General features: G+C 66.8%; 20 protein-coding genes and 1 tRNA gene. 12 read left to right on the top strand and 9 right to left on the bottom strand.

The genetic code is table 11. From position 1 onward, the window contains the following. The first annotated feature begins 140 nt into the window (after positions 1–140). From SPYCW_RS01425 to SPYCW_RS01410, 4 genes are all read left to right on the top strand, one after another. The gene (locus tag SPYCW_RS01425; RefSeq protein WP_120215260.1) at positions 141–1,136 is read left to right on the top strand and encodes a DUF2891 domain-containing protein; all 996 of its coding nucleotides are present in this window, start codon (positions 141–143) and stop codon (positions 1,134–1,136) included. Between the two features lie 50 nt (positions 1,137–1,186). Continuing rightward, positions 1,187–2,203, top strand: a complete 1,017-nt coding sequence (locus tag SPYCW_RS01420; protein WP_120215259.1) for a LacI family DNA-binding transcriptional regulator — start codon at positions 1,187–1,189, stop codon at positions 2,201–2,203. Positions 2,204–2,301: 98 nt separating this feature from the next. Then, positions 2,302–3,480, top strand: coding sequence for a GGDEF domain-containing protein (locus SPYCW_RS01415; protein WP_120215258.1), 1,179 nt, complete (start codon positions 2,302–2,304; stop codon positions 3,478–3,480). A gap of 112 nt (positions 3,481–3,592) precedes the next feature. Then, positions 3,593–4,159 (top strand): hypothetical protein, encoded by a 567-nt coding sequence (locus SPYCW_RS01410; protein ID WP_120215257.1) that lies wholly within the window; start codon positions 3,593–3,595, stop codon positions 4,157–4,159. 7 nt (positions 4,160–4,166) lie between these two features. On the opposite strand, the gene SPYCW_RS01405 is transcribed toward SPYCW_RS01410, so the two are convergent. After that, the gene (locus SPYCW_RS01405) at positions 4,167–5,312 is read right to left on the bottom strand and encodes a hypothetical protein (RefSeq protein WP_145985927.1); all 1,146 of its coding nucleotides are present in this window, start codon (positions 5,310–5,312) and stop codon (positions 4,167–4,169) included. A 139-nt stretch (positions 5,313–5,451) separates the two neighbouring features. Between SPYCW_RS01405 and SPYCW_RS01400 the strand changes: the two genes are divergently transcribed. The 8 genes from SPYCW_RS01400 (at position 5,452) to SPYCW_RS01365 (ending at position 13,719) form a co-directional block, all read left to right on the top strand. Continuing rightward, positions 5,452–7,605, top strand: a complete 2,154-nt coding sequence (locus SPYCW_RS01400) for a S9 family peptidase (protein WP_120215255.1) — start codon at positions 5,452–5,454, stop codon at positions 7,603–7,605. Positions 7,606–7,702: 97 nt separating this feature from the next. Further along, the gene (locus SPYCW_RS01395; RefSeq protein ID WP_145985926.1) at positions 7,703–8,239 is read left to right on the top strand and encodes a hypothetical protein; all 537 of its coding nucleotides are present in this window, start codon (positions 7,703–7,705) and stop codon (positions 8,237–8,239) included. Positions 8,240–8,254: 15 nt separating this feature from the next. Further along, on the top strand, positions 8,255–8,995 hold the full coding sequence (locus SPYCW_RS01390) for a hypothetical protein (protein WP_120215253.1): 741 nt from the start codon (positions 8,255–8,257) through the stop codon (positions 8,993–8,995). 8 nt (positions 8,996–9,003) lie between these two features. Continuing rightward, a complete protein-coding gene (locus SPYCW_RS01385; RefSeq protein ID WP_120215252.1) occupies positions 9,004–9,681 on the top strand; it encodes a LuxR C-terminal-related transcriptional regulator in 678 nt (225 codons plus the stop codon). Between the two features lie 225 nt (positions 9,682–9,906). Beyond that, on the top strand, positions 9,907–10,065 hold the full coding sequence (locus SPYCW_RS01380; protein ID WP_120215251.1) for a Flp family type IVb pilin: 159 nt from the start codon (positions 9,907–9,909) through the stop codon (positions 10,063–10,065). 365 nt (positions 10,066–10,430) lie between these two features. Next, positions 10,431–13,103, top strand: a complete 2,673-nt coding sequence (acnA, locus tag SPYCW_RS01375; RefSeq protein ID WP_120215250.1) for an aconitate hydratase AcnA — start codon at positions 10,431–10,433, stop codon at positions 13,101–13,103. A 24-nt stretch (positions 13,104–13,127) separates the two neighbouring features. Then, positions 13,128–13,397, top strand: a complete 270-nt coding sequence (locus SPYCW_RS19105) for a ribosomal protein L7/L12 (protein ID WP_197715651.1) — start codon at positions 13,128–13,130, stop codon at positions 13,395–13,397. 46 nt (positions 13,398–13,443) lie between these two features. Continuing rightward, positions 13,444–13,719 carry a CBU_0592 family membrane protein gene (locus SPYCW_RS01365; RefSeq protein WP_120215249.1) on the top strand — a complete coding sequence of 92 codons (276 nt, stop codon included), beginning with the start codon at positions 13,444–13,446 and terminating at the stop codon, positions 13,717–13,719. Between the two features lie 99 nt (positions 13,720–13,818). Here the strand turns inward: SPYCW_RS01365 and SPYCW_RS01360 are convergent, their stop codons facing one another. The 8 genes from SPYCW_RS01360 to SPYCW_RS01325 all read right to left on the bottom strand — a co-directional run bounded on the left by SPYCW_RS01360 (position 13,819) and on the right by SPYCW_RS01325 (position 25,693). Next, complete coding sequence (locus SPYCW_RS01360) at positions 13,819–15,273, bottom strand: amidohydrolase family protein (RefSeq protein WP_120215248.1); 1,455 nt, start codon at positions 15,271–15,273, stop codon at positions 13,819–13,821. An 87-nt stretch (positions 15,274–15,360) separates the two neighbouring features. Then, positions 15,361–16,329: a glucokinase gene (locus tag SPYCW_RS01355; protein WP_120215247.1), complete on the bottom strand. Its 969-nt coding sequence runs from the start codon at positions 16,327–16,329 to the stop codon at positions 15,361–15,363. 25 nt (positions 16,330–16,354) lie between these two features. After that, positions 16,355–17,584, bottom strand: a complete 1,230-nt coding sequence (locus tag SPYCW_RS01350; RefSeq protein ID WP_120215246.1) for an MFS transporter — start codon at positions 17,582–17,584, stop codon at positions 16,355–16,357. A 272-nt stretch (positions 17,585–17,856) separates the two neighbouring features. Continuing rightward, on the bottom strand, positions 17,857–20,223 hold the full coding sequence (locus SPYCW_RS01345) for a TonB-dependent siderophore receptor (RefSeq protein WP_120215245.1): 2,367 nt from the start codon (positions 20,221–20,223) through the stop codon (positions 17,857–17,859). Continuing rightward, positions 20,217–23,210 carry a beta-phosphoglucomutase gene (pgmB, locus tag SPYCW_RS01340; RefSeq protein ID WP_232014788.1) on the bottom strand — a complete coding sequence of 998 codons (2,994 nt, stop codon included), beginning with the start codon at positions 23,208–23,210 and terminating at the stop codon, positions 20,217–20,219. The genes SPYCW_RS01345 and pgmB overlap by 7 nt, the downstream gene beginning before the upstream one ends. 135 nt (positions 23,211–23,345) lie before the next feature. Next, complete coding sequence (locus tag SPYCW_RS01335) at positions 23,346–24,344, bottom strand: substrate-binding domain-containing protein (protein ID WP_120215243.1); 999 nt, start codon at positions 24,342–24,344, stop codon at positions 23,346–23,348. A gap of 157 nt (positions 24,345–24,501) precedes the next feature. Next, a tRNA-Val gene (locus SPYCW_RS01330) sits at positions 24,502–24,577 on the bottom strand. A gap of 72 nt (positions 24,578–24,649) precedes the next feature. Continuing rightward, a complete protein-coding gene (locus SPYCW_RS01325) occupies positions 24,650–25,693 on the bottom strand; it encodes a winged helix DNA-binding protein (RefSeq protein ID WP_197715650.1) in 1,044 nt (347 codons plus the stop codon). Positions 25,694–25,827: the final 134 nt, after the last annotated feature.

Below are 25,827 nucleotides of genomic sequence, written 5' to 3'. Positions count from 1 at the left end.
TGGGGAGGGGGACCGCTCGCGAAGCGAGTGGTGGAGGGGCCGCGCCACAGCCCCTCCGTCAGCGCTCCGCGCTGCCACCTCCCCATGCCTTCGGCACAGGGAGGATTGAGTTTCTTCGATACAACTCGATAAGGGTTTCCATGCACCTCACCCCCGATCACGCCACCCGCTTCGCGACCGCGACCCTGTCGCACCTCGGCCGCGAATATCCGTACAAGATGGACCTCGTCCTGAACGGCCCCGAGGACGCCAAACCCCCGCGCGAGCATCACCCGATCTTCCACGGCAGTTTCGACTGGCACAGCTGCGTCCATGGCTGGTGGCAGATCCTTCGCCTCGAGCGTCGCTTCCCCGACCTTCCCGTTGCGACCGACATCCGCGCCCGCGCCGACGCCATGCTCGTCCCCGAAAAGGTCGCGGGCGAGCTGGCTTTCTTGGGTCGCCCGATGTCGGCGGGCTTCGAGCGCCCCTATGGCTGGGCATGGCTGCTCGCGCTCCATGCCGAAGCCGAGCGACACGACGCCCCTTGGGCCGCCGCGCTCGAACCGCTCGCCGCCGCGTTCGCGCAGCGCTTCCACGCCTTCCTGCCCAAGCTCACCTACCCGCTGCGCGTCGGCACCCATTTCAACATCGCCTTCGCGCTGCTCCTCGCGCGCCACTGGGCTGAGACCCGCGATCCCGCCCTCGTCGCCCTCATCGACACCCGCGCCCGCGACTGGTTCGGCGCGGACCGCGACTGCCAGGCATGGGAACCCGGCGGCGACGAATTCCTTTCCTCCGCACTCAGCGAAGCGCAGCTGATGGCCGCGGTCTTGGGCGCCGATTTCCCCGCCTGGTTCGACGCCTTCCTCCCTCGCGCCGCCGCCCGGCAGCCCGCCACCCTCTTCACCCCCGCCACCGTCTCCGACCGAAGCGACGGCAAGATCGCGCATCTCGACGGCCTAGGCCTGAGCCGCGCGTGGAACTGGCGTAGCATCGCGGCCGCGCTCGGCCCTGCGCATCCCGTCACCCCCGTCGCGGCGGACGCCGCCGAACGCCACCTCGCCGCCGCGCTGCCGCACGTCACCGGCGACTATATGGGCGAACATTGGCTCGCGACCTTCGCGCTGCTGGCACTTGATGGCCTCGCCGATTGACAACCCCCGCCCCCCCGGCGAGAGAAAGCGCCAAGGGGAGAGAGGCCGCCATGACCGCAAAGATGCTGCGCCCGACATCGTTCGACGTCGCCGAACGCGCCGGCGTGTCGCAATCGACCGTCTCGCGCGCGCTCCGCAACAGTCCCGGGGTCAACGCCGAAACCCGCGCCCGCGTCGCCACCGCCGCGCGCGAGCTTGGCTATGTCGTCGATCGCCACGCCTCGTCGCTGCGCCTCAAAAGCAGCGAGACCATCGCGCTCGTCACCATTTGCCGCCCGGGCGAGGATCGCAGCGCGATCAACCCCTTCTATTTTGCGCTGCTCGGCAGCATCGCCGCCGCGACCTCGGCGCGCGGGTTCAACCTGCTGGTGTCGTTCCAGGAAAGCGAAGCCAATTTTCGCGCCGATTTCGTCGCCTCGGGGCTCGCCGACGCGATGATCGTGATCGGCACCACCAGCAACCGCGAAGCGTGGGAGTATTTCGCCGCCGCGCAATCGTCGGGCCTCGACTTCGTCTGCTGGGGCAGCCCGGGTAGCCCGTTCCACTGGATGCGCAGCGAAAATGACGAGGGCGGCCAGCACGCCGCCGAACATCTCGTCAAACTCGGCCGCCGCCGCATCGCCTTTGTCGGGCCGCAGCAATCGCCGCAGCGCCAGTTTGACGAACGCCGCGACGGCTTCACCGCCACGCTCGCCGCGCACGGGCTGACCCCGGTCATCGCCGAACCGCCTGCCGCCGCCGACCGCCATGCGCAGGGCGTCGCCGCGGTCCAGGCGCTGCTCGCGGCGCATCCCGACATCGATGCCATCTTTGCCGCCAGCGACATGCTCGCGCTCGGCGTGCTCCAGGGGTTGAAGGACGCGGGGCGCCGCGTTCCCGAAGATGTCGCGCTGATCGGCTTCGACGGCATCCGCGCCGGAACGCTCGCCGACCCCGCGCTCACCACGCTCGAACCCGATCTCGACGCCGCGGGCGAGGCGCTCGTCGCGATGGCGCTCGAAGATGACGAACGCACGCGCAGCGGCACCCGCATCCCGGTACAACTGGTCGTACGCGGAACCGCCTGACCCTTCGCGGCTTTTACCTCACTGTGACCTAAGGCACAGAAAAGTAAGACATCGTTATCCATATCGCTGCTACCTTCCAAGGGCAGAGAGGCAGAAATTTGTCGGGGCAGTTCTTCATCCAGTTGCTCAATCCAGGCATCGGCCTGCTGTTTGCGGCTGCCTTTTTCCTGCTCTGGCTGAACCGCCGCGACATTTATGTCGCCTATGCCGCGGGCGCCTACACCGCCTCCGCCGTCGCCTTTCTGATCCTCGATGTCGGCCCCGTGCTGCCCAACGAGCTGCACCGCATCCCCGCCAATATCGGCTTCCTCGCGACCGGCGCGCTGTTCGCCGCCGCGATCATCGGCCGCTATGGGCTGCCGATCCCGTGGCGATCGATGGCGCTCGCCGCCGCGGCGTCGATGGCAGTGTTTCTGTGGTTCCTCCTCGGCCAGCCGAGTATCGGCGGGCGCATCCTGTCGATCAGCATCGGCGCCGCGATAATCGCGATGATGATCGTCCGCGCGCTCTGGCCGCTTCACAAGCCCCATGTCATCGACCGCGTGCTGTTCTGGGTCGCGGCGCTGTCGGTCATCAACCTGACCGCGCGGCCGATCGTCCTGCTCGCGCTCGGTGGCGGCTTCGACAGCTACGACGGTTTCCAACAGTCGGTCTATTGGACCACGGTGCAATTCACCCAGGCGATGGTGTCGGTGCTCGCAGCGATCGGGCTGATGGTCGCGGTCGCGATCGACCAGATCAACGAACTGCGCCGTCAGGTCGACGACGACAATCTGTCGGGCCTGCTGAACCGCCGCGGGTTCGAAGCGCGCGCCGGATCGGCGCTCCGCCGCTGCCTCGACGACGATCGCCCGGTGGCGCTCATGATCGCCGACCTCGATCATTTCAAGCGCGTCAACGATACTTACGGCCACGCCGTTGGCGACGCGATCATCGCGGCGTTCGGGGCGCATGTCCGCGCCATCGCCCCCGCCGAATTGATTGCCGGTCGCATCGGCGGCGAAGAATTTGCGCTGCTCGTTCCCGGCGCGGGAATCGAAACCGCGCGCCAGTTTGCCGAGGCCGTCCGTACCGGCCTTGCCGCCGCCGCTGCCGACCGCATCCCCGCCGCGCTCGTCCCCACCGCCAGCATCGGCCTGACCATCCCCGTCCCCGGGCGCAACCTGTCGGCGCTGATGCACGAGGCCGATCAGGCGCTGTATGAAGCGAAGCGCACCGGCCGCAATCGCGTTCGCACCTTCACCCCGGCGTCGGTGCGTCTCGCCGCAGGCGGCTGATGCGCCAATGTGATCCGGGTCACCGCCGCCATGGCATCGGCGCGTTAGCGGATTACCATGGCGCGCCGCCACCACTGCTCCCAGCCACCCCACCCAAAAGACAGGAGACTCCATGAAACTCGCCGCCGCCGCTCTCGCCGCCCTGCTCCCCCTGTCCGCCTGCGCCGAGGCAGAGACGCCAAAAACAGAACCGACCAAAACCGCCGCCAGCGAACCCAAGATCGCGCCCTCGATCCCGATCAGCGTCAAGGAAGCGCGCCGTGGCCCCGTCGACCTGACACCCTATATCGGCAAATATCCGTTCGACGTCGTGAACGGCCACCGCTTCCTCGACCACCCCGCCGTCAAGTCGGCAATTGCCGCCGCGGTCCCGGATGCCAAGACGCGCGCGGGGATCGCCTTTGCCGACCGCAGCCTCAGCCTCCCCATCGTCCGCGTCGCCGGCGGCCGCATCCTGATCTGGGGCGGGGCTTGGCGCGCCGAAGACCGTTACAATTGGGCGGTGGTCATCGCCCCCGACGGCACCAAGCCCGAAGTGTGCATCTATGACGCCGATGATTATGACGGCGATTATCAGGCATCGTCCTGGTTCACCCCCGGCCAGCCCCAAATCATGAAACAGGGCGGCTGTCCGTCGGCGGCGGAGGATTATCCCGCGGCCGAGATCGCTGCGGGATAACGCCGCTTCATCGGTCCAGCGCCTTGCCCGGGAGCAGGCGGCCCGGGATGGCAGGGCGATCGGGTGCCGTCAGCGTCACCCGGTCGCCGTCGAGCGACCATGCGATGCAATCGCCATCGCGCCATGCCCGCTTCCGCGCGGCGACGCACAGCCTGCCGTCGCGCTGCAACAGCCATTGTATCGGCTCGGGCGGGCGATCGCCCTGTTTCGCCAGACCGGCGCCATCGCGCTGAAAATACAGCCGGCTGTCGGTCGCCGCCTGCCGGTCGGTCGCGGTCAGCAGCAACGTCCTGCCGACAAGCGCCGCGGCGCGCTTGCGGTTCGCCGCATCGATCGCGGGCGACAGCTTGCGGGCATCGCCCTCCACCAGCCGGGCGTCGAGCGAACCGACACGCGGGTGGCGCAGCGTCACCAGATCCCCGGCGATCGACACCGCCGCGCAAAATTCCTCTTTCCAAGCCCCGCCGCTGAAACACAGCCGGTCCCCGTCGCCGATCGACCAGCGCTCGTCGCCCTGCAGCACCCAATGATCGAAATCGGGCTCGTCGTTATGCGCCCGCCGCGCGGTCCCGTCGGGCATCAGATAATGGGCACGATATTCGCGCTTGCCGCCCTCCGGAACAAAGATCATCGTATGGCCGACCAGCGCCGCGATCGCCGCTTTGCCGTCGCTTCGCCGGGTAGAGGCGGTCGCCGGGTCGAGCTGCCAGGCATCGCCCGCCAGCACTCGCCCCGGCCACGCCGGTCCGCTTTTCGGAGTCAGCGTCGCGCGCGCGCCATCGACCGACAGTTTGCCGCAATCGCCGTCCCACGGCTGCCGGTCCGCATCGGTGATACAAAATCGTCCATCCGACAAATTGGCCCATCGCACCGCCCGCGGCGCTGGCGCCTCGGCGCCGCCGAGGGTGGCCGCCAGCCCGGTGCCGCCCAGCCGCAGGAACACGCCCATCTCGACCTTCGGCTGCTCGGGCTTGGCATAGACCAGCGTGTTGCCGACCAGTTCGCGGGCGGCTTCATGCCCGACCCGCGGCGACGGCGCTTCCTGCGCACGTGCGGCAAGGCTGGCGGCGCCGGAAATGCTCAGCAGGACCACCGCCATGACCCCGACCCGAAATTGACTGTCGATCCCCACCTTGTCGTACCTCTTCGCCATCGCGCATAGCCCCCGCGCCGATCGATCATGAAGCGATTTTCCGACCCGGTGCGGCGCACAGACCGCCGCGATCGCCCGGTTGACGGCTCGCCGCGAAAGGTACAAACCCGCGCCATCGGATAAAAAAGGACGGCTTTTCATGCGCAAACTGGCAATTTTGGGCGCAAGCCTGCTCGTGCTTTCGGTTCAGCCAAGCTTTGCGCAGGATGCGCCGACTACGCCAACCGATGCGACCGCCACGCCCGCCCCCGCCGCGACGCCCGGATCGGCGGTGGGCAGCGCGCGCACCGCGCCCGAACGCCGCCTGACCGGCGCCGACCTGTTCGACCTCGCCATCGCCGCCGATCCGCAGATCAGCCCCGACGGCCGCCACATCGCCTATGTCCGGCGCCAGAACGACATCATGACCGACCGCGCAGTCAGCTCGATCTGGCTGATCGACACGGCAACGGGTGAGGAAACCCCGCTCGCAGGACGCCAAGGCGGTGCCTTTGCCCCGCGCTGGTCGCCCGATGGCAAGCGCCTAGCCTTCGCCTCGACCGAGGGCGGCAGCGCGCAGCTATGGGTGCGCTGGATGGCGGGCGGCGAGGCGGTGCGCCTGACCGGGCTGCCGACCGCGCCATCGTCGCTCGCCTGGGCGCCCGACGGCCGCTCGCTCGCCTATACGATGCTGGTCAAAGATCAGGGGCTCAAGCTCGGCAGCGCTCCCGCCAACAAGCCCGAGGGCGCAAAATGGGCCGAGCCGCTCGAAATCCGCGACCTCCTCGCCTATCGCGCCGATGGACAGGGCTATATCGAACCGGGGTTCGAAAAAATCTTCCTCGTCCCCGCCACCGGCGGCGCACCGCGCCAGCTCACCTTCGGTCCCTATCATGACAATGGCCCGTTGAGCTGGTCGCGCGACGGTCGCACGCTGTATTTCGCCGCCAATCGCAAGACCGACTGGGAAACCGATCCGCTCGAAAGCGAGGTGCACGCGCTCGACATTGCCAGCGGCCGCGTCACCGCACTCACCGATCGCAACGGCCCCGACGCCAATCCGCTCGTCTCGCCCGATGGCGGCAAGATCGCTTATCTTGGCTTCGACGATGCCGGCCGCGCCTATGAAAATACCCATCTCTACGTGATGAACGCCGATGGTTCGGGGCGCCGCAACCTGACCGGCGACTGGGATTACAGCGTCGATGCGATCCAGTGGGGCGACGGCGGCCGCGCCATCTATGCGCAATATGACGATCGCGGCGAAACCAAGGTCGCGCGCATCGGCCTCGACGGATCGGTGCGCGACGTCGCCAAGGGCTTGTCGGGCGGCGGCATGGATCGCCCCTATGTCGGGGGCAGCTTCACCGTGTCCGACGGCGGCGCGATCGCCTTCACCGGCGGCACCGCGACCCGCCCTGCCGAGGTGCAGCTCGCGCGCGGCGGATCGGCGCGCATCCTCACCGACCTCAACCGCAGCTTGCGCGAAGTCAAATCGCTCGGCGAGGTGCGCAAGATCACCACCCCCTCCAGCCATGACGGCAAGACGATCGAAGGCTGGCTGACCCTGCCCCCCGGTTATGTCGAGGGGACAAAGGTGCCGCTGATCCTCGAAATCCACGGCGGGCCGTTTCAGGCCTATGGTCCGCATTTCTCGACCGACAACCAGCTCTATGCCGCGGGGGGCTACGCCGTTCTTTCCGCCAACCCGCGCGGATCGACCAGCTATGGCGAGGCGTTCGCGCAGGAAATCGACAAGGCCTATCCGGGCAACGACTATTTCGACCTTATCAGCATCGTCGATCGCGCGATCGCGCTCGGCATCGCCGATCCCGACGCGCTGTTCGTCACCGGCGGCTCGGGCGGCGGCGTGCTGACCAGCTGGATCGTCGGAAAAACCAACCGCTTCAAGGCGGCGGTGACCCAGAAACCGGTGATCAACTGGACCACCCAGGCGCTGACCGCCGACGGTCCCGCTTTCTTCGGTCGCTACTGGCTGGGCGCGCAGCCGTGGGAAAAGCCCGAGCTTTACTGGTCGCTGTCGCCGCTGTCGCTCGTCGGCAATGTCGAAACCCCGACCCTTGTCGTCGTCGGCGCAGAGGATTACCGCACCCCGGTCAGCGAATCCGAACAATATTACACCGCGCTCCGCCTGCGCGGCGTCCCGACCGCGCTGGTCAAGATCCCCGGCGCCAGCCACGGCGGCATCGCGGCGCGCCCGTCGCAATCGGCGGCGAAGGCTGCGGCGATCCTCGCGTGGTTCGCCAAATATCGCCAGGGCTGGACGCGCCCCGCGGCGCCCGCCGCCCCCTGATCCAGCCGCGCCGCTGTGATCGCGATCACCGCGTCGCCCGGTCCGTCGCCATAGGATGATCCCGTCGGCCGATCGCAGCCGGGCAAGAACGGAAAATATGGTCGTGCAAAAATTGTTCGTGGCGCCGCTCGCCATCCTCCTCGCCGCGCTGACCCCAGCGTCCGTCCCCGCGCGCGCCACCACGCCCGTATTCACCCCGCTCGACGAGATCGACCGGGTGCGCCAGGCGGGCTGCGGCGTCGACAATTTCGAAGAATTCCTCGCCTGGTACAGCAGCGCGACAACCGGCGGCGGCTGGCTCGAACAGGTCATTTTCACCGGCTATATGGTCCAGGTCGGCAAGCTCGCCGATCCCGCCGCGCCCGGTTATGGCGTCGAACGCCAGCAATATCTCGGCCAGTTCCGGATCACGTCGGCCGACTATCGCGCCAGCCGCGATGCGGGCGCGGCACCGCTGCCGCCCGAATATCGCCGCGTCACGCTGACGCGGCTCGGCGACACGCAATATCGCGTCGACTGGCAGGGCGGCCTGCCCTTCGCCGGGGTGGCGGGTGCCGATCGCGACGCGACCGCGGGCGCCTATATTTTCGAACATCAAAAGGATTGCTGGTACCTCACCGGCGACCTGCGCTGAACGGAGGGAGCATCGATGCGTCTCAGCCCCGCCCTCATCCTCCTGCCGCTGCTCCTGCTCGCCCCCGGGGCCGCCGAAGCCCGGCTGCCCCCGCTCGCGGGCCAGCCGCCGGTCGCCAGTCCGCCCTATCGCGAAAGCTGGCGCTACACCTGCGACGTCGAACAGCGGCTTGCGGGCGGCACTGTCACCCTCACCCGCTTGTTTACCGAGGAAGGCAAGCTCGACGGCGGCGATTTCATGCGCTGGACCGCGGCGGGACATGATCCGCAGAAAACGCAGCGCCCGCTCGAGGTCGAACTGTCGTACATCTGGGATATCGCGCGCCAGCCCGCGATCGACGACCGCGCGATCGACCTCAAGCTGCGCGTCGGCATCGACGTCGACCTCCCCGAGGTCGCGCTCCTCCACATCAAGCGTCCCTTCCCGGTCCAGCCGCACGGCATCATCGGCAGCACCGCGCTCTCGACCCAGATCTTTCCCTATGGCGCGCACGACGTGACCAACGGCCATGGCGAGCTGCCGCTCGGCGACCTGCTCGCCTATGCGCAAGGTTACGACCGGCTCGACTGGACGCTGATCCGCCCGTCCGACCGGCTCGGCGGCGACCGCGAGCTTGCGCGCGGCACCCTCGACGTCACGGCACTGCGCCAAGCGGTCGCGGCGCTCCCGGCGCTGGGCACCGCGCTTGCCGCCAAGACCCCCGATCCCAAGGCACGCTGCGAACGCGTGCTGTGGCCCGCCACTCCGGATTATTGAGCAAGCTCATGAACGCCCATATCCATTCATCGGACATTCTGCGCCGCGGTGCTAAACCCCACACCATGATCGACAATATCATCATTGCCGACGATCATCCGATGTTCCGCGCCGGGCTCGGCCAGCTGGTCGGCAGCGCCTTTCCGCACCTCGCGATCCATCAGGCCGGAACCGTCGAAGAGATGCTGTGCGTCGCCGAACGCGAAGGCGCGCCGCAGCTGTTCACCATCGACCTGTTGTTCCCCGGCATGGACCCGGCGCAGACGCTGCCGATGCTGCGCGACCGCTTTCCGCGCTCGTCGATCGCGGTCGTCTCGATGCTCGACGATGACGCCACGATCGATCGCGTTATGGGTTATGGAGCCGATGCGTTTATTGCCAAATCGGTTCATCCGGACCATATGGTCGCCGGGCTCCGCGCGCTGCAACAGGGCGAGTTCGTCGTGCTGAAGCCCGACCGTCCGTCGATGCGCGCAATGCCGCCGCCCCCCGCCGCGCTGACCGAGCGGCAGGTCGAAGTGCTGACCCTGATCGCCCAGAAACAATCGAATAAGCAGATCGCGCGCCGCCTCGACCTGTCGCATTTCACCATCCGAAACCATGTCTCGCACCTGCTGCGCACGATGGGCGCCGCGACGCGCAGCGAACTCGCCGAAAAGGCCCGGAGCGCCGGCATTATCGCCTGACGCACCACAATCCATCGACCAATCGCCCCGCAAGCGCCGCGCCGCCATATGCCCACAGCCCATCCCCCAGATCGATTTTGGAATTAAAAATCCAATGAATAAACCTATTTGGCCATTTGCTAATGCAAATTATTCATTCACCTCTTCCCTGCCGCCACGTTAACCGCGTCTAACAATTAGGACCACCATCAGGGACCGACGCGTAGCACACCAATGGGAACAGGTATGACCAAATACAATTTGTGCGCCGACCAGCGCGGCGCCACGGCGATCGAATATGGCCTGATCGCTGCGCTGATCGCGCTCGCCAGCCTCATCGCCTTCCAGATGCTCGGCCTCAGCCTCGCCAATATCTTCACGACGATCAACGACGCGCTGAACTAGGGGCACCGCGCGCGCCCCATCTTCTCGCCATCAAAACAAATCGTCATCCTCGAACGAGACAAACCACTCGTTCGATTTGACCCGGGATCCATGCGGCGCCGCTGGAGAGGATCCCGGATCAAGTGCGGGTTGACGAACCGTGGGAGCTTTGCGCCTTCGCGCCTTTGTGTGAGACAATCCTTGCGCCGCCCTTGGTCGAAAGTCCGCCCGCGCACCAACGAACCCACCCCCACCCCCTTGCATTTCCCCACCCCCCGCGTAAGGCGTCCCCAACAAAAACCGCGCGCGCGACTCCTGCTGGCCCGCTCTCCCGCCACGCCAGCGGCCGGTCATTCCCCGCCGCGCCAACAGGGGACTGCTGCAAGATGACGACCACCGGACATGACACGCTGGGCACCCGTTCGACGCTGAGCGTCGGCGGCAAGGATTATGCCTATTATTCGCTCGACAAGGCCGCGGCAAAGCTGGGCGACGTGTCGCGGCTGCCGTTCAGCATGAAGGTGCTGCTCGAAAACCTGCTGCGGTTCGAGGATGGCGGCTTCACCGTGTCGACCGACGATGTGCAGGCGCTGGTCGACTGGCAGAAGGATCCCCATTCGAACCGCGAGATCCAGTATCGTCCGGCGCGCGTGCTGCTGCAGGATTTCACCGGCGTGCCGTGCGTCGTCGACCTCGCCGCGATGCGCGATGCGATCGCGAAGCTCGGCGGCGACACGACCAAGATCAACCCGCTCGTCCCCGTCCACCTCGTCATCGACCACTCGGTCATGGTCGACGAATTCGGCCACCCCAAGGCGTTCGAGCAGAATGTCGAGATCGAATATTATCGCAACGGCGAGCGTTATGACTTCCTGAAATGGGGGTCGAAAAGCCTCGACAATTTCAAGGCGGTCCCCCCGGGCACCGGCATCTGCCACCAGGTGAACCTGGAGCATATCGCGCAGGCGGTGTGGTCGAGCGAGGACGCCGACGGCACCACCGTCGCCTATCCCGACACCTGCGTCGGCACCGACAGCCACACGACGATGATCAACGGGCTCGGCGTGCTCGGCTGGGGCGTCGGCGGGATCGAGGCCGAGGCCGCGATGCTGGGCCAGCCCGTGTCGATGCTGATCCCCGAAGTGGTCGGGTTCAAATTCACCGGCGCGCTGAAGGAAGGTGTGACCGCGACCGACCTCGTGCTCACCGCGACGCAGATGCTGCGCGCCAAAGGCGTCGTCGGCCGCTTCGTCGAATATTTCGGCCCCGGGCTTGCCTCGCTGTCGCTCGCCGACCGCGCGACGCTCGCCAATATGGCGCCCGAATATGGCGCGACCTGCGGCTTCTTCGGCGTCGATGACAAGACGCTCGATTACATGCGCCTGACCGGCCGCTCGGAAGAGAATATCGCGCTGGTCGAGGCTTATGCCAAGCGCCAAGGGCTGTGGATCGTCGAGGGCGCGGCGGACCCGGTGTTCACCGACACGCTCGAACTCGATCTTGCCACCGTCGTGCCGTCGCTCGCGGGGCCGAAGCGGCCGCAGGACCGCGTCTCGCTTCCCGACGTTGACGATGTGTTCAACGCCGACATGGTAAACACCTATAAGAAGGCGCAGACGCGCGTGCCGGTCGAGGGCAAGGATTTCGACATCGGCGACGGCGACGTCACCATCGCCGCGATCACCAGCTGCACCAACACCTCGAACCCCGGGGTGCTCGTCGCCGCGGGGCTCGTCGCGAAAAAGGCCGACGCGCTGGGCCTCAAGCCCAAGCCGTGGGTCAAGACCTCGCTCGCCCCGGGGTCGCAGGTGGTCACCGACTATCTGGAAAAGGCGGGCCTGCAAAAGCATCTCGACAATATCGGCTTCAACCTCGTCGGCTATGGCTGCACGACGTGCATCGGCAACTCGGGTCCGCTCGCCGAACCGATTTCGAAGGCGATCAACGAGAATGGGCTGGTCGCCGCGGCCGTGATCTCGGGCAACCGCAACTTCGAAGGCCGCGTGTCGCCCGACGTGCGCGCCAACTTCCTGGCTTCCCCGCCGCTCGTCGTCGCCTATGCGCTGAAGGGCACGGTGATCGAGGATTTCACCACCACCCCGATCGGGCAGGACCAGTCGGGTAACGACGTGTTCCTCGCCGACATCTGGCCGACCAACCAGGAAGTGGCCGATGTGGTCGCGGGCGCGGTCAGCCGCGACATGTTCGAAGCGCGCTACGCCCATGTCTACAAGGGCGACGAGCATTGGCAGAAGATCGAGGTCGAGGGCAGCGACACCTATCAATGGCGCGCGGGCTCGACCTATGTCGCCAACCCGCCGTACTTCGAGGGTATGACGATGACCCCGGCGCCGGTCAGCGACATCGTGAACGCCAAGCCGCTCGCGATCCTCGGCGACAGCATCACGACCGACCACATCAGCCCCGCCGGCAGCATCAAGGCGGACTCGCCGGCCGGAAAATGGCTGATGGAACATCAGGTTAGCAAGGCCGACTTCAACAGCTATGGCGCGCGCCGCGGCCACCACGACGTCATGATGCGCGGCACCTTCGCCAACATCCGCATCAAGAATGAAATGGTCCCCGGGATCGAGGGCGGCATGTCGCGCTATGGCAGCGAAGTCATGCCGATCTACGACGCCGCGATGCGCCACAAGGCCGACGGCACCCCGCTGGTGGTGATCGCGGGCAAGGAATATGGCACCGGATCGTCGCGCGACTGGGCGGCGAAGGGCACCAATTTGCTCGGCGTCCGCGCGGTGATCGTCGAGAGCTTCGAGCGTATCCACCGCTCGAACCTCGTCGGCATGGGCGTGTTGCCGCTGCAGTTCCTCGAAGGCCAGAGCCGCGAAACGCTGGGCCTGACCGGCGACGACACCTTCACCATCACCGGCGTCGCCGACCTCAAGCCGCGCCAGACGGTGACGGTCAACGTCACCCGCCCCGACGGCTCGACGTTCAGTTTCGATACGCTCTGCCGCATAGATACCGCGAACGAGGTCGAATATTATATGAACGGCGGCATCCTGCACTACGTCCTGCGCAAGCTGGCGGCGTAAGCAGAAACAGGCGAGGATCGGGCCATGGGCAAACTCCTGTTCCTGATCCTTGGCCTTGCGCTCGGCCTGCTCCTCGCCCGCTATCTGCGCGGGCAACGGGCAGGCCGCGACCTTTCCGCGCCGCCGCGACCGATGGTGCGGGTCGGCGACGAGCGGATCGATAATGAAGAAATCCGCGCCCTGATCCGCGCGGACCGCAAGATCGAGGCGATCAAGCTGGTCCGCGAACGCACCGGCCTCGACCTCGCCGAGGCCAAGAACGCGGTCGAGGCGCTCGAGCGGACGATGCGCTGAATCGCCTGTCCCCGACCGGGGTGCAGGCCACCCAAAGGGACAGCCTATGAGCGTTTTACAGATCGCGATCGAGGTTATCGGCTGGCTCGCCGCCGCGCTGATCCTCGCGAGTTACGTCCTGCTCTCGCTCGGCAAGATCGAACCGCGCGGTTATCTCTACCAATGGATGAACGTCATCGGGGCAAGCGGGTTCGTGCTCAATTCGGGCTATAATGGCGCGCTACCGTCTGCGGGGCTGAATGTTGTCTGGGCCTTGATGGGCGTCTTCACCCTGTGGAGCGTGTGGCGCGCGCGCAGGGCAGCGGCTGCTGTCACCCACTAACCGCCCAACACCGTAGCCCTGAGCCTGTCGAAGGGCGCTTCCCGGACGATAGGCGCCCTTCGACAAGCTCAGGGCTACGGCCCAGCCTAAAACGGTACGCTAAGGCTCCGCCGCCGCATCCCACGCCGCGACCTTCGCCTTCGTATCGGCCAGCATCGCATCGAGCGCCGCGCGATCATGCACCGACCCGCGCAGGATCACGCTGTCGATCGCCCGCGTCGCGGCAATATCGTCCAGCGGGTTGCGCGTCAGCAGCACCAGATCGGCCGCCATGCCGGGCTTGATCGCCCCATAACGATCCAGCCAGCCAAACCACGCCGGCCCCGCGCGCGTCGCCGACACGAGCGCCTGCGCCGGGGTCAGCCCCTTTTCGACGAAAAGCGCGATCTCGTCATGCAGGCCGAAACCGGGATAGTTGAAGCTGTTGAGGAACCCCGCGTCGGTCCCCGCGATGATCGGCACCCCTGCCTCCGCCAGCATCGGCAGGATCGTTGCGACAGCCTCGATCTGCTCGTGCCGCGCCGCGATCGCGGCGGCGTCGGCCTTGGCCGCGCGCTCGACCCGCCAATCATAGGTCTTGCGCAGCTTCGGTCCGATATAGGCGAGCCCCGCGTCCTTCTTATGATCGTCGCGATCGAGATAGGCGATGATCCGGCTGCCGTTCAGCGTCGGGGTGACCGACACCCCCTGCGCAGCAAAGCGGCGATAGGCGGCCATTGCGGTCGCGCGATCGAACCCCGCGTCCAGGCGGCGGTTCGCCTCGGCGCGGTCGATCCGGCCCGCGGCGAAATCGGCGGCAATCGCGGCCTCGTCCTTCGCCCCGGCATTATAGGCGTAGTCGAGATGTTCGATCGAACTGATCCCGGCGTCGACCGCCTGCTGCACCGTCAGCGCCATCGGGATATGGCCCGAGGTGCGCAGCCCCAGCGCCTTCGCGCGGGTCAGCGCATAGAGGAATAATTCGGGTTTCAGCGTGCTGTCGGTAATCTTGACGAAATCGACCTTGTCGCGATCTTTTAGCCGGACGAGCGCCGCATCGACATCGGCGGTGCTGCCGACCTCGATCGTCCCTTTCCACAAGGGCTTGATCCCCTCGATCTTGGCGCCCGAGGTCAGCAGCCGCGGGCCGAACAGGCGGTCGTCCGCAATTTCGCCGCGCCAGCCAAGCACCTGATCGGGCAGGTCGCCCGACGCGTCGCGGATCGTCGTGATCCCGTTTGCGACATATAGCGGCAGCAGCGCCTTATTCTCTTCGATCAATTCCGAGCCGCCGCCGAAATGAACATGCATGTCCCACAGGCCGGGGATCAGGAATTTGCCTTCTCCCGCGACCCGCCGCTTCGCCCGCCATTGGCGCGCAATCGCCGCGTCCGCGCCAACCGCGACAATATCGTCGCCGCGCAGCACCACCGCCTGCCCCGGCACCGTCCTGGCACCCTCGACATCGACGATAGTCACTTGGCGGATGATGACATCGGCCTGCTGCGGCGCCGCCGATACCGGGGGCGACGCGGCGAGGAGGACGAAGGCGAAGGCAGCGAGCAGGCGTTTCATGACGAGGAATCCTTCCGAACAGAATAGCGCCTTAGGATCAGAACCCATGAATTGCACTATCGCGGCTCGGCGCGGCTCCACCGCCCGCTAGGCATATCGCCGTGCGAATGCCGCGGCGGCGCCGAACAGGCCGGGTTGCGGATGGGTGATCAGCTTCACCGGCATCGCCGCCATCAGATTTTCGAACCGCCCCTTTGCGACAAAGCGTTCGGGAAAGCCCGAGCGGACGAGGCTGTCGCGGATGCGCAGCCCCAGCCCGCCCGCGATGACCACCCCGCTTGCCCCCTGCGCCAGCGCCAGATCGCCCGCGACGCTGCCCAGCGACAGGCAGAAGCGGTCGGCGGCCGCCGCCGCAAGGCTGTCGTCGCCGCGCATCGCCATCGTCCAGATCGTCCGGTCGTCGAGCGCCGCGACGGCTCGGCCCTCCAGCCCCGCCAGCGTTTCGTATATGTCGACGATGCCGGGCCCCGCCACGATGCGTTCGATCGACACGCGCCGGTACCGGTCGCGCAGCCGCGCCAGGATCGCGTCCTCGATGCGGTCGAGCGGCGCAAAGTCGATATGCCCCCCTTCGGTCGCCTGCACCCGGTAATCGCCGCCGCCGCGCCACACATGCGCCACGCCCAGCCCGGTGCCGGGGCCGATGACGCTGATCGTGCCGCTTGCGGGAAGCGGCGCGTCGGGGCCGCATAGCCGCTCGAAACAGCTGTCGTCGGCCTGCGCGACCGCATGCCCCACCGCCTCGAAATCATTGACCAGCACATGGCGATCGACGTCCAGCTTTTCGCCGATCAACGCCGGGCGGATGAGCCAGGGATTGTTGGTGAAACGGATGACCTCGCCGCGCACCGGCCCCGCCACCGCGATCGCGGCGCTGCGCGGTACCCCGCCGACGCCGCGCGCAAAGGCCTCCCACGCCGACTGGAAACTGGCGTGCTGGGCGGTTTGCAGCGTCGTCGCTTCGCCCAGCCCCACCACGCGCCCGCCGGCCACTTCGGCGATCGCAAAGCGCGCATGGGTGCCGCCGATATCGACGGCAACGACCGCCTCGCTCATCCTGTTCGCTCCCCTTGCGCCGCGATCAGGGTCCTATTGCCCGGATCCGGCGGCGAAGCAAGAACAGCCCGCCCGCCAGCACTGCGGTCGGGACGAGCATCAGCGTGAAGGCGGTGCGCCCGTCGAGATGCGCGAACAGCGCGCCGGTGATGACCGACCCCGTCGTCCCGCCCAGCGCGGAGAAGACGACGACCAGCCCCATCAGCGGCGGATGGCTGCGCCCCGGCATCGCGCTCAGCATCACCGAGATGATCGTCGGATAGATCGGCGCCAGCGCGAAGCCGATCAGCGGGAACAGGAAAGCGGCGACCGGCGCGTCGCCCCAGCCGGCAATCGGTCCCGGCTGCAATCCGTCGGCGAGCGGCAGGACCAGGATGATCAGCGCCGCAAGCAGCGCCAGGCAGATGTTGAGCACCGGATACCAGTCAAAGCGCGCCATCACCGCCCCCGCGCCGAACCGCCCCAGCGCGATGCACGCCGCGAACAGGCTGGCCGCCTGCACGCTCATTTGAGCCGGCAGGTGCAACACCTCGTTGTTGAAGGTCGGCAGCCAGGTGCCGATCCCCTGTTCGATCAGGACAAAGACAAAGGCGCAAACGACAAAGATCAGCACCAGCGGCAGCGCCGCCAGCCGCAGCATGGCGAGCATCGGCGCATGTTCGGCCGGCTCCGGATCGCCTGTATCGGCGGCCTGCCGCTCCTCGACCGGCGCCGAGAGCAAGATCGCCAGCGCCAGCGCGGTCACGCCCGCCAGCACCCAGTAAGCGTTCAGCCAGCGCAGCCCGGCGGGGTCGATAAAGGCGCTGAACACCCAATAGGACGACAGCACCCCGACCATGAACATGCCCTCGATCAGGCTGGTCAGGCTGGCATGGTGCCGCGCGTCGGCAGTCACCAGCCCGATCATCGAATAGACGACGATCTTCGCCACCGCGAACGCCGCGCCGACCAGCGCGAAATGCAGCTGCGCCGCCGCGAAACTGCCAAACAAGGGCATGACGATGCACGCGGCGATCGCCAGCACCAGCGATGCGATCAGCGCGTTGCGCAGCCCGAAGCGCGGCAGGTAACTGGCGGTCGCAAACGATACGACCGCGATCGTGATGTCCTTGAACCCCTCAAGCGTGCTCGCCTCGGGCTTGGTCACGCCAAAGCTCGAAATCGACTGCAGGATCACCGTCCCCACGCTGTTGAGCAGCATCGCAAAGGCGACATAGGTCAGGATCAGCGCGGCGATCAGTCGGGTGCGGGCCATGATGCGTCCTTAGGCGAAAGGGGGACGGATGTATCGGTTGCAAATCAAGCGGCGGACAGTCGAACGCCCAGTTTACTCCTCGTCATGCTGAACTTGTTTCAGCATCCATGGCCCGCCCTCCAATCCAGCGCTGCGCCGAAAGAGTCGGCGGGCCATGGACCCTGAAACAAGTTCAGGGTGACAGGCAAAAAAGAGCATCCACCTGCTTTACAAACGCCCTTAAAAAGAGGGGTGGCCGCGAAGAGGCCGCGACCACCCAGGGAGGGATGAACTCAGAACCGATACGCCGCGCTGAACCGGAATGACCGGCCCAGGATCGGGCGCGCATTGACCACCTGCCCGCCGGTCTGACCCAGCGTGCGCGGATCGCCCTCGGTCAGTCCGGCCTTGTCGGTCAGATTGTCTGCGGTCACCGCAAATTCCAGCGCGTCATTCACATCGACCCGCACCCCGGCATCGATCTTGAAATAATTCGGCAACGACTGGGTGTTCGCGGTGTCGGAGAAACGGTCGCCGACATAGCTGAAGGTCGAATAGAGCGAGACCTTGCTGCCGCCGCCGAATTCGATGTCATAGGACGGCGTGACCCGCCATTGCCATTTCGGCTGGCGCTGCACGCGATTGCCGCTGAGGTCGATCGTCCCGCCGCCCGCAAAGAAATCGCGATATTTGGCGTTCAGCCAGGTGCCCGAAAAGGCGATGCTGAAATTGTCGACCGGGCGCAATTGCCCTTCCAGCTCGATCCCGGTGCTGCGCGCGCCGCCGATGTCGGCGACCGGCGCGCCATTCTGGATCACCGTCGTCACCAGCCCGGTGAATTTGGTGTGGAACAAAGTGGCATAGAGCGAGACCGGATCGGTGCGGACCTTGATCCCGCCCTCGAAATTGTCGACCCGCGGCGACACGAAAATCCCGTCGCGCAGATTGTCGAAAAAGGGATTGGTGTTGCCGCGGTTGTAGCGGACATAGGCGCCGACCGACGACGAGAAGTCGTAGTTCAGCCCCGCGGTCCACGACCAGGCGCCTTTCTTGTACGCGATGGTGCGGAAGGTGCCGTTCAGCACCGCCGTGCCATTGTTGTAGAGCGTGTTCGGGTTCCCGTCGGTGTCGACCCCGAAATCATTATTCTCCAGCGTCCCGCTCGCCTTGTAATTCTGGTACCGCACCCCGGCGTCGAAGCGCAATTCGGGCGTGATCTGAAATTCGTCGGTCGCGTAAAAGGCATATTCGCGGCCGTCATAGGCGGCGTTGACGTTGAAGAACGAACCCTGGGTAAAGCCGCGGTCGGTCGCGACCTGGCCGTTCGCCAGCGTCAGGTTGAGCAGCCGCGCATTATTCTCGGCGGTCAGCAGATGGACATTGCCCAAATTCCACTGATCGTTCGACGAAAAATCGGCGAAATAGGCACCGACGGTCAGCTTGTTGCTGCCGCTTTCCCATTCGACCGCCAGGTCGTTGGCGAAATTTTCGATCTGCTTGCGGACGATCCACGTCCCGGCGCGGATCACCTGCTGCGTCCCCGCCACGGCCTGCCCGCCGTCGACATAGGTCAGGCTGCCGACCGTGCTGCCGAGCGAGGCGGCATAGGCGTTGGCGGTCGTCGCGGTGCTTGCGGGGACGAGCCCCGTCGTGTCGGCGTCGCCCTTCAGGTAGCTCGCACGGTACCGCAGCTGCACCCCGTCGCCGACCTCATAGTCGAAATTGGTGCCAAGATTGACCAGCTTGGCGCCGCGGCCGTCGGCCAGATTGGCGCGGGTGCCGTCGGGCAGCGTGCTCAGCCGCGTTTCGGGACCGGCCAGCGCCCCCGACCCCAGGTCGATATTGCCGAACTGGCGCACCTTGTCGCCGTCGCGGATTACCGGGATCGGCAGCAGCCACTGGCCGCGATCGTTCAGGTAGCGGGCAAAGACGAGGATCGAACCCTTGTCGAGGTCGTGGCGGATATTGCCGGTGATCTGGCCGCCCTTTTCGGCGGTGAAGCGCGGGTCGCGGATGCCGTTGCCGCTGGCATAATAGCCGCCGACCATGAAGCTCGTATTCTCACCCAGCGGCCCCGACAGCAGCAGGTCGCCGCGCAGGTCGCCATAATCGGTGACGCTGGCCTTCACCAGCCCTTCGAAATCGCGTCCGCCTTCCTTCTGGACGAAGTTGACGGTCAGGCCCGGCTGGCCGTTACCGAACAACGCGCCGGTGCCGCCGCGCACCGCCTCGACCCGCTCGATCGTCTCGTCGATGCGGATCAGCTGGGTGTTCTCGAGGAACGACAGCGTCGGCGGCGAGAAAAAGGGTACGCCCTGCACGGTCAGCGTGACGAATTCGGCGTCGCCGCCCGACGGATAGCCGCGCACAAAGATGTTGGCGCCATTCTGGCCGCCCGAACTTTCCGCCGACACGCCGGGGATGACCTTGAACAGGTCGGCGGTGCTGTTCGGCGCCGCGCGCGCGATCGCGTCGGAATTGATGCTGGTGATGGCGAACGCCGCGTCCTGGCGATTGACCCCGCCACCGGCGGTGCCGGTGACGATGATTTCCTCATTCGCCGCCGCCGCATCGTCGACCTGAGGCGTTTCCTGCGCGAACGCCGTCGTCGGGAGCGCGGCGAGCGCGATCGACGACAGCAGATAGCTTTTCTTCAACATGGCATATCCTCCACTTTACCTGTTCTGATTGATCGGTCTTTTCGCTCCGCCGCTGCCTGTTCTGCCGACAGGATCTGGCCGAGCGAAAGATCGCCGATGGCGGGGACGTTGATGTCGGCATCGGGCAGCGCCTCTTCTGACCCGATGCCAATGGCCACCATGCCCGCCGCATGGATGGCCGAAATTCCGGCGCGGGCGTCCTCGACGCCCACGCAGTCCCGGGGGGACAGGCCCATGCCCGCGGCGCAGGCTAGGAAAATGTCGGGCGCGGGCTTGGCGTTCGCCACCGCCCCCGCGTCGGCAATGAAATCGAACGCGTCGGCGACCCCCAGCAGGCGCACGACGTCGCGCGCGTTGCGGCTGGCCGAGGCAAGACCGATCTTCAGCCCGGCGGCACGCAGGTCGGCGAACAGCCCTTCCACGCCATCGAACAGATTGGCGGGCGAATAGCTCCTGAGCCGCGCGACATAGCTGGCGTTTTTCTCGGCGAGCATCGCCTCGAACTTCGGCTGCGCGACCGCCTTGCCCGACTGGTCGAGGATCAGCCGCAGCGATCCGGCGCGATCGACGCCCTTCAACGCATGGTTGGCTTCGCGGTCGAACGTCAGCCCGTGCGCGTCGGCGAGCGCCTGCCACGCCTGATAATGATCCTCGGCGGTGTCGGTCAGCACCCCGTCAAGATCGAAGATCACGCCCTTCAGCGCCGGGCGCGTCATCGTCACCGGGTCGCTGCCGACCGACAGCGGGCGGCCATGGTCCAGAATGGCGACCGGCGCCCCCGCCAGCAGGCGATAGGTAGAGCCCGCGGCATCGACCGCCAGCTCGATCGTGCTGCCACGCCATTGCAGGCGAAAGCGATAGCCGGTCCAAGCGGTGGGCAGCTGCGGGCGGAACGACGGCAGCGCGCCATCGAGGCGCAGTCCGCCCCACCCCTGCGCCAGCACCAGCCAGCTTCCCGCCAGCGCCGCCATGTGCAGCCCGTGCGACGTGTTGCCGTGGCGATCCTCCAGATCGACGAAGGCGCATTCGCTGAGGAAGTCGAGCGCCGCCGCCTCGTCGCCCAGTCGCGCCGCGGCAATCGCGAACGACACCGACGACAGCGTCGAATCATGCGTCGTAACCCCGGCATAGTAGTCGAAATTGCGCCGCTGCCGCGCCAGTGGCATCGCGGTCAGGTCCATCGCCATCGCCTGCACGACATTGCCCTGCTTCGCGACCTGGTGGCGGAACAGGATCATCGGATGATAGCGCATCAACAGCGGCCCATGGCCGTCGCCCGCCGCCCATCCGGGCAATCTGGGGCGGCCCAGAAACGCATCGTCCTGCGGATTGATGCCCAGGCCCGCATCGACCGGCAACCACATCGCCGCCGCCGCGCGGCGCCATTCGGCCACTTCGGCGTCGCTCACATCCACCGCACCCGGCTGGCCGTTCCCGCCGCCGCGCAGCCAGTCCGCGGTGTCGGCGGCATAGGCCAGATGGCGGCGCGCGATCGCGTTGGTGTAAAAATCATTGTCGACCAGCGCCGAATATTCGTCGGGTCCGGTCACACCATGGATGCAAAAGGCGCCGCCGCGCCGCGGGTCGAACGCCCCGATCTCCATCCAGATGCGCGCGGTGTCGAACAGCATCGGCGCCGCTTCGGCCCGAAATTCATCATCGCCGGTCGCCGCGACATACAGCGCCAGCGCATAGGCGATGTCGCCGTTGATATGATATTGCGCCGACCCCGTCGGATAGTGCGACGAACATTCGTCGCCGCCGATCGTCCGCCACGGATAGAGCGCCCCGCGGGTGTGGCCGAGCGCCTTGGCATGTGCCCGCGCGCGGTCGAGCTTGCCGATCCGATAGGCGAGCAGGGTGCGCGCTTTCGCGGGCGCCTGCAACGCCAGCACCGGCAGCATGAAGGTTTCGGCGTCCCAGAAATAATGGCCCTCATACCCCTCGCCGGTCAGCCCCTTGGCGCCGATGCTGTGGTGCGGATCGCGGCTCGCCGACTGGTGGAGCTCGAAAAGGTTGAAGCGCAGCGCGGCGGCAAGTTCGTCGTCACCGTCGATCGCGAGGTCGGCATTGTCCCACAGCTGCGCCACCGCCGCGCGCTGCGCCTCGGCAATCGCTTCAAAATCGGTCGGTGCATCGTCCAGCACGGCAAGATCGACCGGGTGGCCGCGCGCGGCAGCCAGCGCGACCACCCGGTCGATCGTCAGGACGCCGCCGGCGACCAGCTCGCTCTGCACGACATGCCCGCCCACCACCGCGGCGACCGGCGCGGTATGGCAAGTGACATGCTGCGCATAAGCAAGCTCGACGGCGTCCTGCGCGAACCGGGTGACCGATGACGGGTCGCCCGGCAGGGGGGAAAGCATCGTCCACGCCGGGCGCAGCCGCGCCGAAATGCGCGGATCATCGGCTTCGGCGCCGGTCGGCGCGGCGCTGTCGGCGCCATAGGCCAACGTCGCGGCGATAGTGCCGCCGAAATCGAGTGGGCGAATATCGATGCGCGACGCGACGCACGTCGCGCCCGCCAGCGGCACGATCCGCGCGGCGGCAATCTCGATCTGGCGCCCATCGGCCAGCCGCCAGCGCGTCACGCGGCGCAGTGTGCCGATGGCAAGGTCGAGCGTGGTTTCGGTGTCGGCCACTTCGGCAGCGGCGAAATCGACCGGCGCGTCGTCAATCGCCAGCCGCAGCAGTAACGGGCTGGGACACGCAATCCGCGTATCGGTCGCGGTCGCATAGCCGGGGAAGCTTTCGTGATACTCGATCGGGCGGCGGACATAAGCATCCGGCAGATAGGCCGCGGGCGCCGACGCCAGTTCGTCGATCACCCCTTCGACCCCGACCAGCCCGTTCGCCAGCGCAAACAGAGCCGCCGCCTGCGCGCCGGTCGCGTCGGCGCCGCGACGGACGAGCCGCATCGACGGCGTTACCCCTGCGTCAGACTGCACCGACGGCATTGCGCCCAGACTGTGTTCGGAAATCGCCACCGCATCCTCATCCCGGCACGGGCTGCTCGGCCCCTGCTCTGAAACGCGGTGTCCCGCAAAATGGTATCGATGTCAAGGTATCGATACCATTTTGCCTTTCAGGTCACGCTGTGCGGCACTTTCGCGACCTTACGACTAACTCTCGCGGACGATCAATTCGACCGGCATCGCCCGCGAATCCACGGCTTTCCCGGCCACGAGGTCGAGCACCTTCTCGGCCAGCAATTCGCCCCCCACGCCCCAATCCTGGCGGATGCTGGTCAGCGGCGGCGAGAATAGTCCCGCGCCCGGCGAATCATCGAACCCGACGACCGACACCGCGCCGGGAACATCATGCCCCCGCGCCCGCAGCGCCTCGATCGCCCCCATCGCGATCGCATCGCTGCTCGCAAAAATGCCATCGAACCCCGGCGCCGCACCGTCCAGCAACGGCGCCACCGCCTCGCGTCCCGCCGCGACCGTGAAGGCGCAGGGAATATTGGCGATGATCGCGGCATCGGTTCCGGCGAGCCCGTCGCGAAAGCCGTTCAGCCGGTCCTCCGCCTCACCATGTTCGGCGTCGCCCAGGAACAACAGCCGCCGCCGCCCGCGCCCCACCAGATATTCGGCCGCCAGCCGACCACCTTCGCGATTGTCGCTGCCAACGACGATGCGTTCGGGCGGGCCATGCGCGGCGCCCCAGACCACATAGGGCAGACCCGTCGCCGCGATCACCGCCGCCGCGTCGTCATGCACCCCCTGACCCAGCAGGATCACCCCGTCGGCCGACGGCGGCGCCTCGGAAAACAGGTCGATCGTCGTCAGCACCATATTCTGCCCCGCAGCGGTCAGCTGTTGCAGGATGCCGCCCAGCAGCAGCAGCGGATAAGGCTCGCTCATCAACCGTTCGTGCGACGGCGTCATTTCAATGACCACCGCGATCGTGCGCGTGCGCTGTTGCCGCAAATTGCGCGCCGACACATTGAGCCGGTACCCCATCCGCTCGGCGGTCTCACGGATCAGCGCGCGCGTGCTCTCTTTCACCGTCGAATGGTTCGACAGAGCCCGCGAAACGGTGATCTTCGCAACCCCCAGCTCGCGCGCGACATCCGCCATGGTCGGCCGCGCGCCGTCGCCGGGCTTGTCCCTGCTCATCCGCAGTTCCGCGAGGCGATGGATAGCGAAGGATCGGTGCACGCAAGCATGCGCACCCCCTAACCTTTGACCGATGGCTTTCACAAGCGGCTTCGCAACGCCGCGGAGCGGGCCGAGTTATCCCGGCTTCAGCGATTGCAGCCAAATAGGGACCGGCTGGTGGGCGCTGACGGGCTCGAACCGCCGACCCTCTCGGTGTAAACGAGATGCTCTACCAACTGAGCTAAGCGCCCCCGGGAATGTCGCCATGTGCCGGGAAGCGCGCCCCTGCCACAAGCGGCGCGCGGTGGCAAGCGCGTGCGCCCTTATTCCTCCAGCGCCTCGAAATAGCGCGCGAGCGCGTCGTACGCCCCTTCGGCCAGCGCGATGAAAATGCGGCGCCCGTCGTGCGGATCGGCATCGCGCACGAACAGCCCCGCGTCGGTCATCGTCTTGATCCAGCGCAGCGCGGTCGTTGCCGGAACCGCCGCGGCGATGCACAGGCTCGACACCGACACCGGCTGGCGCTCCAGCCGCGCCGCGTACAGGTCGAGCAGCATGTCCCACGCGGGATCGGCGAACAGGTCGGCGGGAAAATATTGTTCGCGCATCCGCCGCTGGCGCAGCATCCGCCGCACCGCCTTGGCGCGCTGCCGGTCGAGCGTCCGTTCTTCGGGCACAAAGCTGCGCGGCATCGCGGCAAAATCGCGCGAGGGCGAACGCAGTTGCCCCGGATAGTCGTCCATATCTTCGCCGCGCGGGACAAACCCCGTCGGCGCACCGGACAAGCCGCCGCGTTGCCCCGCCAGATCGCCGAGCAATCGCGAGATGCGCGCCACCTCGTCCTGCAACCGATCGATCCGCTCCATGGCATCGTCGCGAGCGATGTCGTGCAACACCCCGTGCCGGGTCCGCCGCGCCGCCGCCAGCGCGACCAGCTTGTCCATCGGGTCGGCATCGACCAGGAACTGGGCGTTGAGCGCCGCCGGAATGGCCGCAACGACGCGGTCGAGCGCGGTGAGCGACGTTTCGCAAATCAGGCGGCATTCCTGCTCGCCCGCCGCCGCGCAAATGTCCGCGAGCGTCGCACCGTCCACCGTATCCGCCGCCGCGAGCCATATGATGTCGAGCAGCCCGCTGTGCCGGATATAGCCTGCTGCGCGCGCCGGGGGCAGCATATTGGCAAGCCGTATGTCGCCGAGCTCCGCCATGGCGGGCAACGCAGAAGGCGGGCCGACGAACAACAAGGGTGACGCCGCGCCGCTGCGTATTCGCCCGCCGATTTGCGGCGGCCAGGCGGCGGCTGTGTCGATACCGCCGAACGGAACCGTCGACAGCCCCGATCGCTGCGGTGCTTCATGGTCGATCATGCTCATAGTCCCCATTTCATCGCTCCACCTTGGCGTAACTATGTCGTCATTTCGGCGCTATTCACCTTTTGTTCGCTCCTCTTTGCCGCCGATATGGACCCGTCCGATCGCCACTTCGCGAGTCGGCGGGGATC

Source organism: Sphingopyxis sp. EG6 (genome assembly GCF_003609815.1).
Taxonomy (GTDB): Bacteria; Pseudomonadota; Alphaproteobacteria; order Sphingomonadales; family Sphingomonadaceae; genus Sphingopyxis.
Note: the sequence above shows the minus strand (reverse complement) of the source record. Positions and strands in the feature narration are given on the sequence as shown.

Coding starts and splice junctions, on each gene's coding strand:
- SPYCW_RS01425 (WP_120215260.1), top strand. CDS start 141: ATGCACCTCACCCCCGATCACGCCACCCGCTTCGCGACCGCGACCCTG.
- SPYCW_RS01420 (WP_120215259.1), top strand. CDS start 1,187: ATGACCGCAAAGATGCTGCGCCCGACATCGTTCGACGTCGCCGAACGC.
- SPYCW_RS01410 (WP_120215257.1), top strand. CDS start 3,593: ATGAAACTCGCCGCCGCCGCTCTCGCCGCCCTGCTCCCCCTGTCCGCC.
- SPYCW_RS01405 (WP_145985927.1), bottom strand. CDS start 5,312: ATGGCGAAGAGGTACGACAAGGTGGGGATCGACAGTCAATTTCGGGTC.
- SPYCW_RS01400 (WP_120215255.1), top strand. CDS start 5,452: ATGCGCAAACTGGCAATTTTGGGCGCAAGCCTGCTCGTGCTTTCGGTT.
- SPYCW_RS01395 (WP_145985926.1), top strand. CDS start 7,703: ATGGTCGTGCAAAAATTGTTCGTGGCGCCGCTCGCCATCCTCCTCGCC.
- SPYCW_RS01390 (WP_120215253.1), top strand. CDS start 8,255: ATGCGTCTCAGCCCCGCCCTCATCCTCCTGCCGCTGCTCCTGCTCGCC.
- SPYCW_RS01385 (WP_120215252.1), top strand. CDS start 9,004: ATGAACGCCCATATCCATTCATCGGACATTCTGCGCCGCGGTGCTAAA.
- SPYCW_RS01380 (WP_120215251.1), top strand. CDS start 9,907: ATGACCAAATACAATTTGTGCGCCGACCAGCGCGGCGCCACGGCGATC.
- acnA (WP_120215250.1), top strand. CDS start 10,431: ATGACGACCACCGGACATGACACGCTGGGCACCCGTTCGACGCTGAGC.
- SPYCW_RS19105 (WP_197715651.1), top strand. CDS start 13,128: ATGGGCAAACTCCTGTTCCTGATCCTTGGCCTTGCGCTCGGCCTGCTC.
- SPYCW_RS01365 (WP_120215249.1), top strand. CDS start 13,444: ATGAGCGTTTTACAGATCGCGATCGAGGTTATCGGCTGGCTCGCCGCC.
- SPYCW_RS01360 (WP_120215248.1), bottom strand. CDS start 15,273: ATGAAACGCCTGCTCGCTGCCTTCGCCTTCGTCCTCCTCGCCGCGTCG.
- SPYCW_RS01355 (WP_120215247.1), bottom strand. CDS start 16,329: ATGAGCGAGGCGGTCGTTGCCGTCGATATCGGCGGCACCCATGCGCGC.
- SPYCW_RS01350 (WP_120215246.1), bottom strand. CDS start 17,584: ATGGCCCGCACCCGACTGATCGCCGCGCTGATCCTGACCTATGTCGCC.
- SPYCW_RS01345 (WP_120215245.1), bottom strand. CDS start 20,223: ATGTTGAAGAAAAGCTATCTGCTGTCGTCGATCGCGCTCGCCGCGCTC.
- SPYCW_RS01335 (WP_120215243.1), bottom strand. CDS start 24,344: ATGAGCAGGGACAAGCCCGGCGACGGCGCGCGGCCGACCATGGCGGAT.
- SPYCW_RS01325 (WP_197715650.1), bottom strand. CDS start 25,693: ATGATCGACCATGAAGCACCGCAGCGATCGGGGCTGTCGACGGTTCCG.